Here is a 17,342-nt window from a genome sequence, read left to right on the forward strand (position 1 = left end):
TATTTTCAGCAAAACTAAATTTTTATTAAGCTTTACACAAACCAATTAACACTATTTACAAATAAGTTAAAATAGTGAATTTTTAAGAAATGTATTAACTTCTAATCTATCACTTTATTAATTTCTTTCAAGATACGTTCTGGTGTAACTGGCATTTGGTGTACTCTTGCTCCACAAGCATCAAATACAGCGTTTGCAATGGCTCCACCAACACAAATTATAGCGGGTTCACCACCTCCTTGTGGTTTGGAATCCATTTTATCTATAAATGCACAAGTAATTGTTGGTGTTACTGAAAATTTAGTTATAGTATAATTATTAAAATTTTTAGCTTTTAATTTTCCGCCAGTAAACTCAATATCTTCATATAAAGCGTAGCCTAATCCCATGGTAACACCACCTTCAGTTTGTACAGTTGCGCCATGTGGATTTACAACTTGTCCCATATCCTGAGCACAAACTATATGAATAGGTGTTACTATTCCTGTAGATTTATCTACATGAACTTGAGCAATAATAGCAACACAAGTTCCTGCATCTTCACCTAAAGCAATTCCATAACCATGACCTTCTTTTTTAGCTCTTTTCCAATTAAATGTTTCTGCTGCTAAATTTAAAGTGGCAATCATATCCTTATTTTTAAGGTTGTTCAATCTAAATTCTAATGGATCAATACCTAATTTAAAAGCAGTTACGTCCAAATGTGATTCACGTGCAAATGTTGTTGAATTATTTCCTGGAGCTCTCCAAGCACCCGTTTTAAAAGGATGCACACTTATACTATTTGATTTATTTGTATGGCTATTTCCACTTACATTTTTTTCGTTAAACACGCTGGTTTTGTTATTTGGAACCTCATAAAAAAGTTTAGTTCCTCTGGTTCCAGCACAATAAATATCAAATTCCCACAGTTGAAGTTTTCCGTTTTCATCAACTCCAGCTTTAGCTTTCATTAAAGCTGCTGGCCTAAAATTATCATACATAAACTCCTCTCTTCTACTCCAAACCAATTGCACAGGTTTATGACAAGATTTTGCAATAATTGCAGCTTCTATTGCTTGCTGATTGTAAATTTTACCACCAAATCCACCACCTAAAAATATTTGTTTAATATGCACTTTTTCTAAAGCCATATTCAATTCTTTTGATAATTGCTCACGCAAACCAAATGGTGTTTGTGTAGATGCCCACATAATTAATTTATCACCTTCAAAATAACACGTAGCCGAATGTGTTTCCATTGGTGCATGTGCTTTATAACCATCATAATACTCAGCTTCTACAATAGTTTTTGAGGCTTTTTTTCCAGCTTCTAAATCACCTTCTTCTTCAAATAGTTTACTATCTGTAATAGTGTTATTTAAATGTTCAAAAATTGTTTTGTCGGTAGCCTCAGCTTTTGGAGCATCCCAAACTACTTTTACTTTTCTTGCTGCTTTGTTAGCAACTTCAGGATTAGAATGTAAAACTGCAACCAAATCTCCCTCTTCAACCAACTCAACCCCTTCAAAGATTGAAAGTTCAGCAGCGTTTACACTTATTTTTTTAGAACCAAAAACATCTGGTCTAACAACTGTAGCATACACCATTCCAGGTAATTTTATATCTCCAGAATATTGTGCTTTACCGGTAACTTTTGCAATAGCATCGGTACTAATTATTGGCTTTCCAATTATTTCAAAATCTGCCGATTTTTTAATTGTAGGTTTATTTTTTAGGGTTTCAACAATTTTTTTTCCTTTGGTAAGTTCAGCATATGTTATTTGAATTGTTTCGCTATGTTGAACATAAATAACTCCATTATTAGCAACTAAATTTTCAATTGGTTCTTGTAATTTTTCTGAAGCTAATTTCAATAAAATTTGACGAGCTTCGGCAGCAGCGGCTCTAATTACTGGGTCCGCAAATCTGGTAGTTAAAGATCCCCAAGTTCCAGCATCATACGGACATAATTCTGTATCGCCCATAATCATATCAACCATTTGTATAGAGACTTCTAATTCTTCAGCAACAACTTGCGCTAAGGAAGTAATAATACCTTGTCCCATTTCAATTTTACCCGTATAGCAATTAACTCTACCATCTTCTTTTATATGGATGTATGCATTAAAATCTAATTCATTTCCACTATTAGAAGTTTGGCTCCAACCTTGTAATAAGGACAATTCACTTAAAGAAAAAATAACTATAATTCCCTTCCCTAATGTCTTCAAAAATTTACGTCTGTCGTAAAATACAGGTTCATTAACATCGCTAAAATATAATTCGTTAATTTTATCAGGTCTCATATTTTTACTTTTTCGTTTAATTCTTTTGCTGCATTTAAAATAGCGTCAATAATTCTGTTATAAGAACCACATCTACATAAATTTTCTTCCATACCAATTAAAACTTCTTCTCTTGTTGGTGCTGGATTTTTTAATAATAAACCATAAGCATTTAGTATCATTCCAGGTGTGCAAAAACCACATTGAAGCGCATCAATTTCAACAAAAGCTTTTTGAATTGGATGTAATTCTCCGTTTGGCAACTGCATACCTTCAATGGTAATAATTTCCTTATTATCAACATCTTCCACTAAAATCATACACGATCTAGTGGCTTCATTATTAATTAAAACTGTACACGCACCACATTGTCCAATACCACATCCATATTTTGTACCTGTTTTATCTAAGTAGGTTCTTATAACTGTAAGTAAGGTTTCGTCTCCAAAAACTTCAACAGTTATAACTTCATTGTTTAATTTAAACTTTACAATTTTCTTCATTTTAATACAAGTATTTAAACTCATTAAATTTAACTAATTATTTATAAAAAAAATTTAGCTTTTGTAATTTATACTAATTATAAACTAAAATAACTTAGCTTTTTAATGAAAAATTGTAACTAATATAAGTTTTGACATACATATAGTTGTAAATTGTTATTATAAAACTTATAAAAACATTGTACCTTTAATACTTAATTATTAACCTTAAAATTTTTGAAAAATGATTGGAACGTATATTTTTATTTTTATTGTTGTAGTGCTTATTGCTTCTGGCTTATTTACTGTAAAACAACAAACAATTGCTATTATAGAGCGATTTGGTAAATTTCAAAGTACCAGAACGCCAGGTTTACAACTTAAAATTCCTATTATTGATAAAGTTTCCGGGCGTGTAAGTTTACGTGTACAACAGTTAGATGTAATTGTTGAAACAAAAACGAAAGATGATGTTTTTGTGCATTTAAAAATATCTGTTCAGTTTTTAATAAGACCAGACCACGTTTATGACGCTTTTTACAAACTTCAAAATCCGCATGAGCAAATTACAGCCTTTATTTTTGATGTTGTACGTGCAGAAGTTCCTAAAATGATTTTAGATGATGTTTTTGAAAAGAAAGAAGAAATTGCATTAGCCATTCAACGTGATTTAAAACAAGCAATGTTAGACTACGGTTACGACATTATTAAAGCGTTAGTAACTGATATTGATCCAGATGAAAAAGTGAAAATAGCTATGAACCGTATTAATGCGGCTGATAGAGAAAAAATAGCTGCGCAACACGAAGGAGACGCACAACGTATTTTAATTGTTGAACGTGCAAAGGCCGAAGCTGAAAGCAAACGTTTACAAGGTAAAGGTATTGCAGACCAACGTAGAGAAATTGCACGTGGTTTAGAAGAAAGTGTAGTGGTTTTAAACAGAGCAGGAATTAACAGCCAAGAAGCTTCTGCATTAATTATTATTACACAACATTATGATACTTTACAAAGTATTGGTTCTGACACAAGATCTAATTTAATTTTATTACCAAACGACCCAACTGCAGCCAGCGGAATGTTAAATGATATGGTTACTAGTTTAGTAGCAGCAAATACCTTAACTGAAGCTAATAAAACCATTCCTAAAAAACTTAAAGAATAATGATATTAACTACAACAAATACTATTGAAACGCATCCTGTTAAAAGTTATTTAGGAATTGTAACTGGAGAAACCATTATTGGTGCTAATATTTTTAAAGATTTTTTTGCAGGTATTAGAGATATTGTTGGTGGAAGATCTGGTTCATATGAAAAGGTTTTAAGAGAAGCTAAAGACACTGCTTTAAGAGAAATGGAAGCAGAAGCTTTAAAACTTGGAGCAACAGCAGTAATTGGAATAGATTTAGACTATGAAACTGTTGGTAAAAATGGTGGAATGTTAATGGTAACTGCTTCTGGTACTGCGGTTAAAATTTAATAAATACATTTTTAATACAAAAAAAACCTGTGAAATTCACAGGTTTTTTTGTTTAAATTTAATTGTAATAACTATTTTTTGTCGTCAATTTTTTTTTCTGAATCATTTTCATCCTCTTGAGAAGCTTTTTTAAATTCCTTAATTCCGCTACCAAGTCCTTTCATTAATTCAGGAATTTTTTTTCCACCAAATAATACTAATATTAATACTACAATAAGTATTACTTGTGGAGCCCCAATAACCCCTAAAAATATATAAATTGCGTTCATATTTTTAAATTTTAAAGTACAAAGATAGTAATTAATTCAAAACTAAAAGTAACTTTTATAAATCTTGCATTTATTTATGTTTTCTTTAAGAAAAATTAGCTTTATTAGATAATTTTAAACACATTTAAATGAAATTACCTAATAAAAAAATTAATTCATAGATTTTATAGTTCCTTTAACTATAGTTTTAGATTTTAAAACCTCAGGTGAACCTTTATATAAAATGGTTCCTCCAAATTGAGCTTTAGCATCTAAAATTTCTGAAGTATTAACTTCAGCAGTTGAACCCGCAGCAGATATTACTGTTGTTTGCTTACTTTGTAAATCAAATCCATAATAAATACCACCAGTATTTGCATCAATAGTTTGATTATCAGTACTTCCATTTAAAGTAATAATTCCTCCTGAAACTGTTTTAACAACTAAATATTTTATATTAACATCTAAATCAATTTTAGCACCTTCTTGTACTTTCACTTCTAAATGTTGTTGGTTTATTTTTTCATTTGAAATAATATGAGCACCTTCATTAGCATCTAAAGTTGCAATGCTATTGTTGTAATACAAAACAATTTTTACATTTTCTGCAATAAAACTTTCTGGAAATTTTAATCTAACTTTTAAAACTCCATTAGCATTTTTAATTGAAACATCATTTGCTTGTGATCCAGAAATTTCAATTTTTGAAGTATTAGATTTTACCAATTTAACAGTTAAACCATTAAATACTTTTAATTCACTAAAATTTCCTAAATTAGTTGTTATTGGTTCTTGTGCAAATAAAGTTGCACTTAAAAAAAATAGTAATACGGTTAAATTTTTCATTTTATAGTAGTTTTTAAGTAATAACTATTTTTAAAAGCAATAATTATGCCTTTAAAGTTAATTATTTACTAATTTTTTCTAATAAATTAAAATCTAAGTGTTTACGTTCTAAATCTGTATGTTTTACTTTTATTAAAACGTGATCACCTAATTGGTATAAATTTTTTGTTGATTGTCCAACAAGTGCATATTGTTTTTCATCGTATAAATAATAATCATCTTTTATTTCACGAATTCTAACCATTCCTTCACATTTATTTTCAATAATTTCTACATAAATTCCCCATTCAGTAACTCCAGAAATAACACCTTCAAACTCTTGATCTTTATGATCTTCCATATATTTCACCTGCATATATTTTATAGAATCACGTTCTGCTTTAGAAGCTAATTGTTCCATATCAGAAGAATGTTTACATTTTTCTTCATAACCTTCAGGTTTTGGAGATTTTCCACCATCTAAATAATGTTGTAACAATCTATGCGTCATAACATCAGGATATCTACGAATTGGTGATGTAAAATGACTATAATAATCAAAAGCTAAACCATAATGACCAATATTATCGGTTGTATAAACTGCTTTACTCATAGATCTAACCGCTAAAGTTTCAATCATATTAGCTTCACCAGTTCCGTGAACATCTTGTAATAATTGATTTAATGATGAAGAGGTTGTTTGCTTATTTTTAAGATCAATTTTATTTTTATAACCAAATTTACTTACAATAGTTTGCAGCGACATTAATTTATCTTCATCCGGTTCATCATGCACACGATAAATAAATGTATTTTTAGTAGGAACTCCTTTTTTACTACCAACAAATTCTGCCACTTTACGGTTTGCTAACAACATAAATTCTTCAATTAGTTTGTTGGCGTCTTTAGATTCTTTAAAAAACACACCTATTGGCTCTGATTTTTCATTTAAATTAAATTTAACTTCTACTCTATCAAAAGTAATGGCTCCTTGCTGTAAACGCTTTTTACGAAGAATTTTAGCAAGTTTATCTAATTTTAACACTGCTTCAACAATGGCTGGTTGTACCGTGTAAGATTCTCCAGTTATTGAAATTTCTTCTGAAATAATATTTGCTTTAGTTTCAATAATTTCTTGTGCTTCTTCATAAGCAAAACGTTGATCAGAATAAGTAACCGTTCTACCAAACCATTCATTTAAAACATGGCCTTTTTCATTCATTTCAAAAACAGCAGAAAAGGTTAATTTTTCTTCGTTAGGACGTAATGAACATACACCATTTGATAATACTTCTGGAAGCATTGGCACTACTCTATCTACTAAATACACTGATGTTGCTCTACTGTAAGCTTCATCATCTAAAATTGTTTTTTCTTGTAAATAATGTGAAACATCGGCAATATGAATTCCAATTTCATAATTTCCATTTTCTAATACTTCAAAAGACAATGCATCATCAAAATCTTTTGCATCCTTCGGATCAATAGTAAAGGTTAAATCTTTACGCATATCTCTCCTATTTTCAATTTCTGTTTTTGAAATTTCTAACGGAATTAAATCAGCTTCAGCTTCAACTTTTTCTTGAAATTTAAATGGTAATCCATATTCTAAAAGAATGGAATGTATTTCAGTTTCGTGATCACCTGGCATTCCTAAAATTTCTAAAACTTCACCAAATGGATTTTTAGAATTATCTGGCCAATCTGTCATTTTAACCAATACTTTTACACCATTTTCTGCATCTTTTAATTTATTTTTTGCTACAAAAATATCTGAATACATTTTAGAATCATCAGGAACAACAAAACCAAAGTTTTTATTGAGTTGTAAAACACCTACAAATTCTGTTTTTGCACGTTTAATAATTTCAACAACATCACCTTCTTCTTTACTACTATTTTTGCGATTATATTTATAAATTTTAACCGTGTCTTTATCTAAACCTCTGTTTAAATTACGGGCAGGAATGTAAATATCTTTTTCTAATTCTTCGCAAATAAAATAAGCATTTCCGTTGGTTGTAACATCTAAAATTCCAATATAGTATTTTGAAGCTGGCGCAATTTTAAATTTACCTCTTTCCGCTTCTTCTACTTTTTTCTGACCTTTTAATTCTTCTAATTTTTGTATAATTTGATTTCTACCAGACGCATCTGTAATTTCTAATTTTGAAGATAATTGTTTGTAATTGTAACTATTTGAAGGAGATTGATTTAATATTTTTAATATTTTTTTTGTTAAATCTTTAATTACGTTTCCTTTCTTTTTATAGATTTTTTTTCTTGTCGACATGTATTTCTTTTTAATATTACTCAAAAGTACAAATAATTACACTTCAAGTAAGTTAATTATACGTTATATAAATTTGTATTTGTATTTTGGTACACTTATTAAATTACTTTATAATGAGTACAAAATGGTTTATAGTTATAAATCCAACTTCAGGAAATGGCGCTTCAAAAAAGAAATGGCCAGCTATTTTTTCGGAATTAAATCATCAAAATTTTGAATTTGATTTTGTTTTTACTGAATATGAAAGACATTCTATAAAATTAGTTCAAAATGCTATAAAACAAGGTTTTACTAAGTTTATTTGTGTTGGTGGAGATGGAACCATTCATAATTTTGTAAATGCAGTTTTAGGGTTAAATCCATTAAATATTAAGGATATTAAAATTGGTATTATTCCAATAGGAACAGGAAATGATTGGGTAAAAACATATAATATTTCAAAAGATTTTAAAGAAGCTATTAAAATTATAAAAGCAGAAAAAACAATTATTCAAGACATTGGAAAATTACAAATTACAGATAGTAGTAAAGAAGTTTATTTTAATAATTTAGCTGGAATTGGTTTTGATGGTTACGTTGTTAACAAGGTTCATAAATATAAAAATTTAGGTTTTCTAGCTTATTTTACTGGCGCTATTGTTAGTTTAACCAGTTATAAAAAAAGTAATTTAGAGGTAACATTTAATAATACTATTTTAAAAGGTAAAACCTTAATGTTGTTAATTGGTATTTGTAAATACTCTGGTGGAGGAATGCAATTAACTCAAAATTCAAACGCTACCGATGGTTTATTTGATATTACCTTTGTTGATAATATAACTCTTTTAACACTTTTAAGAAATTTACGAGGTTTATTTAACGGTAACATTACAACATTAAACTGTGTTAAAAATTATAAAAGTGCTACAATAAAAATTACTGTATTAGATACACAAGAAACTTATATTCAAGCAGATGGAGAAATTATAGGCTCTGGAAATTTTACTGTTTCCATACTTCCAAAAGCAATACAATTTATAGTTGCTTAACTAAAAGTTAAAATTTTCTTAAAAAAAGTGTAACGTTTATTAAATTGTTTCGTCTATAGTATATAGAACAGCTTAGCAATGAAAAGGTTATATAAAATTACGTTACTATTTCTTATTATATTTTTAATTGGTATTTATATATCTATTAAAAGTATAAATAATTATTTTACTTCAGAAGATGAAATAGAAACTATTTCTGTTATTCCAAATACAACTAATAACGCATCTCAAGTTTTAGTTATTAACTTTATTAACATATAATATAATTATAAAAGAAATTTTAAAAATTTTAAAAAATATTTTTTGTTATTATAGCTTGTTAATATGTAGTATAAGTAGTTAATTTTAAATTTTGATTTATCAATAATAACATGTTACTAACAACTTATAATTATTTAAATACTTATTAATCAATAAAATTAAATAGTTTATTAACAACTACTAAAAAATTGCAATTAACCAGTTAATTGTATAAAAAAACAAGTTTACAATGTTTATAAACCGTTAAATTTATGTTAACAACTTATTGTAAAAATCTAACAAATAAATTTGGTGAATTGATGGAGGTTTTTGCATTAATCTTTTCTTTTCAATTAACAAAAAAAAGTTTTCTTTTTTAAGTATAAACTTATTGACAATTCAATAGTATTTAATGTTATTGTTAATCAACTAATTATAAATTACTATTAACAATGTCTTTTTTTACTGTTAATAACCGTGAATTTGTATTTTTGCAGTATAACTTATTAACAAAACAATATGATGACAATTGCAATTGGTAATGATCACGCCGGTACAGACTACAAATTTAAAATAATTAAACATTTAGAAAATAAAGGTATAAAAGTTTTAAACTTTGGAACCAATACAAATGAAAGTATGGATTATGCTGATGCCATTCATCCGGTTGCAAACGCTGTTGAAAGCGGAGAAGCTACGTATGGAATTATTATTTGTGGAAGCGGAAACGGTGCACAAATGACAGCAAATAAACACCAAGGAATTAGAGCTGGTTTGGTTTGGAATAATGAAATTGTTGAGTTAATACGTTTACATAATAATGCAAATGTGTTAGCAATTCCTGCACGTTTTGTATCGTTACAACAAGCTATTGGTTTTGTAGATATATTTTTAACTACCAAATTTGAAGGTGGAAGACACCAAAATAGAATAGATAAAATTCCAACTAAATGTTGTTAATTTTTTAAAAATGGGTTACAACCACGCACATCATCACCCAACGTTATCAGGTAAAAATTTATTACTATCCATAGTTTTAAATACAGTTATTACGGTTGCACAACTTATTGGTGGAATTATATCTGGTAGTTTAGCTTTAATTTCAGATGCAGTTCATAATTTCTCAGATGTTATTTCACTAATAATTAGTTATATAGCTAACTTATTAACACGTAAAAAAAAGCAAACAAAAAAATATACTTTTGGATATAAACGTGCCGAAATTATTGCCGCATTTGTAAATGCAGCTTCCTTAATTTTTATGGCAGTTTTTTTAGCTTTTGAAGCAATTAAACGGCTTTTTGAAACACAACATGAAATAAAAAGCGATTTAGTTATTTGGCTGGCAATTTTAGGAATAGCAGTAAATGGTTTTAGCGTTTTATTATTAAAAAACGACGCTAAAAATAACCTAAATATGAAGGCGGCATATCTTCATTTATTAACAGATATGTTAACTTCAGTAGCGGTTTTAATTGGTGGTTTATTAATGAAATTTTATCATATTTATTGGATAGACGCATTGTTAACACTTATAATATCTGCATATTTAATTTATATGAGTTGGAGTATTTTAATTACCTCCTTAAAAATATTAATGCTTTTTGCCCCAAAACATATTAAAATTGATGAAGTGGTAAGTGAAGTTTTAATTTTTAAAGGAATTAAAAATATACATCATGTTCATATTTGGCAATTAAATGATCACGATTGTCATATTGAAGCACATTTAGAATTTAGAGAAGATATAAAACTGTCTGATTTTGATGTTATTTGCGAGCAAGTTGAAGAAATGTTGTTAGATAAATTTCATATCACACATTGTAATTTTCAACCTGAATTTAGAAGAGATGATTTAAAAGATTTGATAAAACAAGATTAAAATGTTAGATGTTAGCGTTAAAAAATTTTCTGAAATTTCTTCCTCAGAATTATATGCAATATTACAATTACGAAGTGAAGTTTTTGTAGTTGAACAAGATTGCGTGTATCAAGATATTGATTATAAAGATCAAAAAGCACTTCACGTTTTAGGTTATAAAAATAAAAAAATAATAGCATACACACGTATATTTAAATCTGGTGATTATTTTAACGAAGCTAGTATTGGTAGAGTGGTTGTAGCACAAAATCAACGAAAATTTGGATATGGTTTTGTAATAATGCAACATTCTATTAAAGCTGTAAAAGAGTATTTTAATGAAACTATTATTAAAATTTCAGCTCAAAAATATTTAAAAAAATTCTACGAATCACTTAATTTTGAACAAGTTGGTGAAGAATATTTAGAAGATAATATTCCTCATATTCCAATGATTAAAAAATAAATTATGCAAAACCCTAAAGTTAAAATTAACAGTGTTGAAAATCTTTCAAGTAATTGGTACAAATTAGATAAAGTTAATTTTCAATACCAAACAAAAGATGGTAAATGGCAAAATCAATCTCGTGAAAGTTACGATAGAGGTGACGGTGCTGCAATTTTATTATACAATCCAACAAAAAAAACAGTTATTCTTACAAAACAATTTAGGATGCCAAGTTATTTAAATGAAAATGAAGACGGCATGATGATTGAAGTTTGCGCTGGTTTGTTAGATGCTGATGATGCATTAACATGCATAAAAAAAGAAGCCGAAGAAGAAACAGGTTATAAAATTAACAATCCTAAAAAAATATTTGAAATATATTCAACTCCAGGAGCTGTCACAGAAAAAATACATTATTTTATTGCTGAATATAATAATGAAATGAAGATGAATGAAGGTGGAGGTTTAGAAGAAGAAACCGAAGAAATTGAAGTCATGGAATTACTATTTTCTAAAGCTTTAGAAATGATTTCTACAGGTGAAATTTGTGATGCAAAAACCATCATTCTTCTTCAATATGCTAAAATTAATGAATTGTTATAATTACTTAATGCCTACCATTTCTTTGTTTTATTTTTAATCTAATTTCTGCAGAATCTTCAGATAATAAGAAGTTTTTAGTGCATTCTGGTAATGAAGTTAAAACATCTTTTAATGTGTCTTTTTTAATAGCATCTCTTATTTTTGACGCACTTATATAATCATTTTTACAAAAATCCTTATTTGCTGAAATTCTTTCACATTCAATCACTTCAATATTGTGTTTGGGTAAAATTTTATGCATTGCCGTATTATAGGCAGCTGTGGTTTCACAATAAGCCTCACAACCAATATATCTTTTTTTAATATTTAATACTGGCGCAATATATTCAACAAATATATTCACATCTATTTCCGCTTGTTTTTCTGAAATAAGGCTCCAAGATTCGTGTTTTAAAAAATAGTTAGGGAAAATAGCTCCAGAAACTATATACGGACCAGTAGCTAACATTTTAACATTTTTAAGGTGTGCAATACCCTCTTCTATTAATTTCCAACGTATTTCAAATGGAAATGCAGATAAATTTTCACTTACAACAAAAAGATAAACAAGTTCATTTTCTTCTGAAGCTTTTTCAATTAAGTAACGATGTCCAATTGTAAAAGGATTGCAATTAACAACAATGGACGCAATATTAGTAGTGGTTGTTTTAACTTTTTGTTTTTTTAAATGATGTTGATAATCTTTTATGGTTTTGTAACCAAATTCTAAAACAGAAAATAAAGGCTCAGCAGTTGCTATTAATGAATAGCCTAATGCTTGAAAAAGTTTTGCTGTGTCTGGCTTAGTATAAACAAAACATTGTTTGTGTTTCTCTAATGCCTTGTCTGCTAAATAAGTAACTATTAATGGAAATGCTGTAGAATCTCTAAATTCAGGAGCTACAATTACATATTTTAAAGTATTACCATTTAATGATCCTGTACCAACTATTTCATTATTAAGGTTATAAATTATCATTGTAATTTCCACATCTTCAGGTTTATAGTCAAAACCTAAAGAGTTTAAAAATGTCTTCAATAATTTTATATCTAACGGATTTTTTAAATCTAATAATTCTTGTCTAAAATCTGTATCTTCAAAAGTCATAGTTTTTCATTTTTTACAAAATGTAATAAAAGTGCTACTGATAATAAATCAGCAGAACCACCAGGTGATATATTTTTTGCTAAGCAATATTCGTTTAATTGAGTAAATGCAATCTTACTATCAATAGCTTTTTTTGCTAGCGTTTGAATGTGTATTAATGTTTCTAAATTACTTCTATGTAATATATTACTGTCGTTATTTACGGCCATAATTTGTAACAAACCGGTTTGTAATATGTGTTGAATTTCATGTTGATTTGTATATGAAAAAGAAGTCAAATTTTCTTCAAAATATGCTTGAGATTTATGAAATACACTAGGAAATCCTTGCTCAACTTCACCACGAACACCAGCGCCCATAATTCCGTATTTTACATATACTTTTTCACCATTGGTTATTGCCTTGTTAGTTGTATTTACTAACTCATTAGCTACCATATTTTTACAAATTTTCATGACCATTGCTCTAAATTCAGCATCATTATAACCCTCCTTTTCTGACACTAATTTTGAAATTGAAAATAATGAAACACCAAATAGAAATATAATTCCTTTATGTGTATTAATAGTATGAGTTGCCTCAAACATAGCTTTTTCTGCCCGCAAACCTATATGCCGAATTTGACCTAATACTTCTTCATATTTTCCTGAATAGTTATAACCCAGTAAACAAAATTCTTTTAAAAAAGGAGTTAATGAAGCTGATGAATTTAAAAATGTAAAAAAATTCATATCAGCATGAGAACCACTATCGTGAAAGCTAACTAAACCAGGTTTTGGACTTAATGAAATTTCATACAAAATTGCCTTTGTAGCAAAAGAAGTTAATTTATTTATAGTTAATTCTTTATTTTTAAATTCTAAATAATTGGATATTTCACTGTTTATTTTTTTTCTAAGCTCATCATATGTATGTCGTTTATTTCTCATACAAGAAATGGCTGAATATTCACCACAAAAATAACAAGGTTTCTTTTTACCTGAACTAATAGGCAACCCTTGTTCATTAAAAATATCAATATCAATAATCCTTCCTAAAAGGTGTGTTTCTTCAAAAGTTTCGGTTAACGCTTTAATTTTAATAATATCAATCGAAGAATTAGAAAAAGGAACAATAAAAAAATCGCCTGCTTTATGAGTTAAAACAATTTTTTTATTGTTTTGAACAACAATTCTGTTAGCTATTAAAAACGGTTTTAATTCATTTAAAACTTCATTAAAAAATGATGTTATAAACGGATTGCTTTTTGGATATCCGGGTATATTTAAAGATAAACTTAAAGTACACAGGTTATTTTCCACAAATTGATAACGCAACAATGCTCGGTTTTCACGAGCATCAAGTACGCTATCTAAAATTTCTTTTTTTTTATCCATTATTTTTTTACCTGACGAATCACATCAATGATGGTTCCGTCGCGATATTCAACAATACCCACAATTTTATCGGTGTATTCAACTTCTTTTACTTTTCCTACAATAGCTTCTACTTCTTCTTGTAAATCTTGTATTTTACGTACGTTAAGTCCTGCCTTTTTTAGGTTTTCTTCTAATTCTGGTTTTATAGGATTTACACATATTCCTCTTTCAGTCACTAATACATCAACTGTTTCTCCAGGTGTTACAACGGTATGAATATATTTTTTTACAATAGGCAAACGTCCACGGAACGACGGGCAAACAACTATTGTTAAGTTTGCTCCAGAGGCCGTATCGCTATGGCCACCAGAAGCGCCTCTAATAGTGCCGTCAGAACCAGTTATAACATTTACATTAAAATCTAAATCAATTTCTAATGCTCCCAAAACAACAATATCTAATTTATTGGTCATACAGCCACAATTGTATGGGTTTGCATATAATGCTGCTGGTATTTCAATATGATTGCTATTTTCCATAAGAGAACTAGAAACTGCAGCATCAAATGATTGTACATCAAAAATAGCATTAAACAATCCTTCATTCAACATATCAACAACGTATGATGTTACACCTCCTAAAATAAAACTTCCTTTTATTTTAGATTTTATCATTTTCTCACGAATAAACTTAGCCACCGCTAATGAAGCACCACCGGCTCCTACTTGAAATGAAAATCCGGGTACAAATAAACCTGAATGTTCTATAACGTCTGCCGCTATTTTTGCAATTCTTAAATCCATGGGAGATTTAGTAATACGCGTACTTCCAGTTGCAATTTTTGAAGCATCACCAATAGAGTCAACTTTCACTACATAATCAACAAAATTTTGTGTAATTGAAATAGGTATACAAGGATATTCTACCATAGTATCAGTAATTACAATTACTTGTTTAGCGTATCTCATATCAATACTTGCGTAACCTAACGAACCAAATGCCGATTTTCCATGTGATCCTGTTGCATTTCCTTCTTCATCGGCTGCAGAAGCAGCAACTATTGCTAAATCTAAATTTATTTTCCCTGTATGTATGGCGCGTACTCTACCTCCGTGTGAATGGATGATTACAGGAATATCTAACACCCCTTCTGAAACTGCTTTTCCAATATCTCCTCGAATTCCAGATGACCATATTTTGGTAATAGTACCATCTTTCAAGTATTTGAGAATTGGGTTATGAACTTCATTTAATGAAGAAGAAGCCAACGTAATATTTTTAATACCCATATTGGCTAATATTTCAATAGATCTTACCAAAATATTATCCCCATTTCTAAGATGATGATGAAAAGAAACGGTCATTCCATCTTTAGGTGAAGTTTTTTTAATAGCCTCTTCTAAGGTTTCACATATTTTGCTTAGATGAGGTGTTTTTGCTTTATTTGGAGGTGGAATAGTTGGTTCATCCATCCATCCTTTTTTAAGTTTTTCCCAAGCACCAATAAACATATCTGTTTTTCCTATTCCTTCAATATACTCTGGAACTTCTCGACCTATTATATTTTTCATTCGTTTTTTTATTTAAATTGAATTAAAATCAATATTAGCTAATTCAAGAACTTGCGTTGCGCGCGTCATTATTGGTGCATCAATCATTTTACCATCAATGGCAAAAGCACCGATTCCTTCCTTTTTATTTTTCTTAAATTCCAATACAATTCTATATGCTTTTCTAATTTCTTCTTCAGTTGGCATATAAACATCATGAATAATATCAATTTGTCTAGGATTAATAACAGCTTTACCTGAAAATCCAATTTGTTTTGCGTATTCGGTATCTATACGTAACCCATCTTCATCATTAATATCAACAAAAACAGTATCAATGGCGTCAATTTTATTTGCTTTTGCTGCCATTACAATCATTTTTCTAGCCAAATCTATTCCAGAACCTTCTTTAGTGCTTTTAATATTCATATCAGCAGTTAAATCTTGTCCTCCAATTGTGATAGCATCCACTCGTTTTGAAAATTTAGCAATTTCAAAAACATTTTGTACTCCAAGAGCTGTTTCAATCATAGCATGAATTGTCATTTTATCATGTGGTAGATTGTGTTTATCTTCAATAGCTTCAATAATTTGGATGAGTTTTGCTAATTCTTCTACTGTTTCGGTTTTTGGATAACGAATTGCATCTGGTTGAAGTGGTGCTATTTCTTCTAAATCTTCCAAACCAAATGGTGTGTCTAAATGGTTAATTCTTACACATACTTCTGTATTGTAAAAATTGATGGATTTTAGCACATTTCTCACTAAAATACGAGCAGCATCTTTTTGATTTAAAGCTACGGCATCTTCTAAATCCAATAAAATACTATCGGCACCGTATATGCCACCTTGTTGCAGCATTGCTGGATTATTACCAGGAATATACAGCATTGTTCTTCTATTTTTTTTCACAACAAATATTATTTTATAAATATGTAATTATTATAGTGTTCCTTTTTGTAAATCACAGGCTCTCATAATGGCAGTTTCTAACCGAGCATTAATTGTAGGTTCTAGAGCTCCTTTATCTTTTACTATTAAATGAATATCGGTAATGTTATATTCATCTAATTTATCTAAAATAAGTTTTGCAATAGCATCTCCAAATTCTAACATTACAGAGGAGTCAATTTCTATATTTCTACCTGATTTTTCAACAACAGGTTCAATTAAAACAATGATATCACTCGATTCAAATGACCCGGATTGTGCTTTTTTAATAATTTTCATAATAATTTTAAATTAATTAAATCATTACCAATGATTTAAATATTTTGTAAATATGTTTTTAAGGTACTTATTGGTTTGTTTAATTTAATAATTATTAAATAGTTATTTTAAACCTAGAATTAATTATAAACCTTAAATCACAACAAAATTAGGAAGTTGTTTTTGTTATACAATGGATTTTTTAATAATTGGAACGATTTATAGTATACGCATTAAGATGTAGAAAACATGTATTTAATAACAATAAGTAAAGCTTATAACTATATAAAAGTTTCGTTGAAAGTGTAAAAAATTACATATTTTATTTAATTAATAAACCCATTATGTAAATAGTTTAATA

18 protein-coding genes are annotated in these 17,342 nt (G+C 28.6%); 8 read left to right on the top strand and 10 right to left on the bottom strand.

Going from position 1 to position 17,342, the window contains the following annotated elements; all coding sequences use genetic code 11:
- Positions 1–101: 101 nt before the first annotated feature.
- Positions 102–2,288: a molybdopterin cofactor-binding domain-containing protein gene (locus JEY78_RS05710; RefSeq protein ID WP_291847865.1), complete on the bottom strand. Its 2,187-nt coding sequence runs from the start codon at positions 2,286–2,288 to the stop codon at positions 102–104.
- On the bottom strand, positions 2,285–2,770 hold the full coding sequence (locus JEY78_RS05715) for a (2Fe-2S)-binding protein (RefSeq protein WP_291847868.1): 486 nt from the start codon (positions 2,768–2,770) through the stop codon (positions 2,285–2,287). Before JEY78_RS05715 ends, JEY78_RS05710 begins: the two co-directional genes overlap by 4 nt.
- Before the next feature lie 223 nt (positions 2,771–2,993).
- Here JEY78_RS05715 and JEY78_RS05720 point away from each other — a divergent pair, with 223 nt between their 5' ends.
- Positions 2,994–3,914, top strand: coding sequence for an SPFH domain-containing protein (locus tag JEY78_RS05720; protein ID WP_291847871.1), 921 nt, complete (start codon positions 2,994–2,996; stop codon positions 3,912–3,914).
- A complete protein-coding gene (locus JEY78_RS05725) occupies positions 3,914–4,231 on the top strand; it encodes a heavy metal-binding domain-containing protein (protein ID WP_291847874.1) in 318 nt (105 codons plus the stop codon). Before JEY78_RS05720 ends, JEY78_RS05725 begins: the two co-directional genes overlap by 1 nt.
- Positions 4,232–4,302: 71 nt before the next feature.
- On the opposite strand, the gene tatA is transcribed toward JEY78_RS05725, so the two are convergent.
- From tatA to rnr, 3 genes are all read right to left on the bottom strand, one after another.
- Entirely contained in the window at positions 4,303–4,500 is a 198-nt protein-coding gene (gene tatA / locus JEY78_RS05730) for a twin-arginine translocase TatA/TatE family subunit (RefSeq protein WP_291847877.1), read from the bottom strand.
- Between the two features lie 150 nt (positions 4,501–4,650).
- On the bottom strand, positions 4,651–5,325 hold the full coding sequence (locus JEY78_RS05735) for a head GIN domain-containing protein (RefSeq protein WP_291847880.1): 675 nt from the start codon (positions 5,323–5,325) through the stop codon (positions 4,651–4,653).
- A gap of 61 nt (positions 5,326–5,386) precedes the next feature.
- Complete coding sequence (gene rnr, locus JEY78_RS05740; protein WP_291847882.1) at positions 5,387–7,597, bottom strand: ribonuclease R; 2,211 nt, start codon at positions 7,595–7,597, stop codon at positions 5,387–5,389.
- Between the two features lie 113 nt (positions 7,598–7,710).
- On the opposite strand from rnr, the gene JEY78_RS05745 reads away from it, so the two are divergent.
- The 6 genes from JEY78_RS05745 (at position 7,711) to JEY78_RS05770 (ending at position 11,777) form a co-directional block, all read left to right on the top strand.
- Entirely contained in the window at positions 7,711–8,625 is a 915-nt protein-coding gene (locus JEY78_RS05745; protein ID WP_291847884.1) for a diacylglycerol kinase family protein, read from the top strand.
- Between the two features lie 78 nt (positions 8,626–8,703).
- Positions 8,704–8,886, top strand: a complete 183-nt coding sequence (locus JEY78_RS05750) for a hypothetical protein (RefSeq protein ID WP_291847886.1) — start codon at positions 8,704–8,706, stop codon at positions 8,884–8,886.
- Positions 8,887–9,387: 501 nt separating this feature from the next.
- Positions 9,388–9,825 carry a ribose 5-phosphate isomerase B gene (rpiB, locus tag JEY78_RS05755; RefSeq protein ID WP_291847961.1) on the top strand — a complete coding sequence of 146 codons (438 nt, stop codon included), beginning with the start codon at positions 9,388–9,390 and terminating at the stop codon, positions 9,823–9,825.
- 10 nt (positions 9,826–9,835) lie between these two features.
- Positions 9,836–10,747 (top strand): cation diffusion facilitator family transporter, encoded by a 912-nt coding sequence (locus JEY78_RS05760; protein ID WP_291847888.1) that lies wholly within the window; start codon positions 9,836–9,838, stop codon positions 10,745–10,747.
- 1 nt (position 10,748) lies between these two features.
- On the top strand, positions 10,749–11,192 hold the full coding sequence (locus JEY78_RS05765) for a GNAT family N-acetyltransferase (RefSeq protein WP_291847890.1): 444 nt from the start codon (positions 10,749–10,751) through the stop codon (positions 11,190–11,192).
- Between the two features lie 3 nt (positions 11,193–11,195).
- On the top strand, positions 11,196–11,777 hold the full coding sequence (locus tag JEY78_RS05770; protein WP_291847893.1) for an NUDIX domain-containing protein: 582 nt from the start codon (positions 11,196–11,198) through the stop codon (positions 11,775–11,777).
- 4 nt (positions 11,778–11,781) lie between these two features.
- Here the strand turns inward: JEY78_RS05770 and citC are convergent, their stop codons facing one another.
- The 5 genes from citC to citD are packed head-to-tail and all read right to left on the bottom strand — an operon-like array spanning position 11,782 to position 17,002.
- Positions 11,782–12,864, bottom strand: a complete 1,083-nt coding sequence (citC, locus tag JEY78_RS05775; protein WP_291847896.1) for a [citrate (pro-3S)-lyase] ligase — start codon at positions 12,862–12,864, stop codon at positions 11,782–11,784.
- Positions 12,861–14,240, bottom strand: coding sequence for a triphosphoribosyl-dephospho-CoA synthase (locus JEY78_RS05780; RefSeq protein ID WP_291847898.1), 1,380 nt, complete (start codon positions 14,238–14,240; stop codon positions 12,861–12,863). The genes citC and JEY78_RS05780 overlap by 4 nt, the downstream gene beginning before the upstream one ends.
- Entirely contained in the window at positions 14,240–15,793 is a 1,554-nt protein-coding gene (gene citF, locus JEY78_RS05785) for a citrate lyase subunit alpha (protein WP_291847901.1), read from the bottom strand. Before citF ends, JEY78_RS05780 begins: the two co-directional genes overlap by 1 nt.
- Positions 15,794–15,805: 12 nt before the next feature.
- A complete protein-coding gene (locus JEY78_RS05790; RefSeq protein ID WP_291847904.1) occupies positions 15,806–16,684 on the bottom strand; it encodes an aldolase/citrate lyase family protein in 879 nt (292 codons plus the stop codon).
- Positions 16,685–16,714: 30 nt separating this feature from the next.
- The gene (gene citD / locus JEY78_RS05795) at positions 16,715–17,002 is read right to left on the bottom strand and encodes a citrate lyase acyl carrier protein (protein ID WP_291847907.1); all 288 of its coding nucleotides are present in this window, start codon (positions 17,000–17,002) and stop codon (positions 16,715–16,717) included.
- Positions 17,003–17,342 lie beyond the last annotated feature (340 nt).

Origin of the sequence: Lutibacter sp. (assembly GCF_016342705.1) — a bacterium.
Lineage (GTDB): Bacteria > Bacteroidota > Bacteroidia > Flavobacteriales > Flavobacteriaceae > Lutibacter.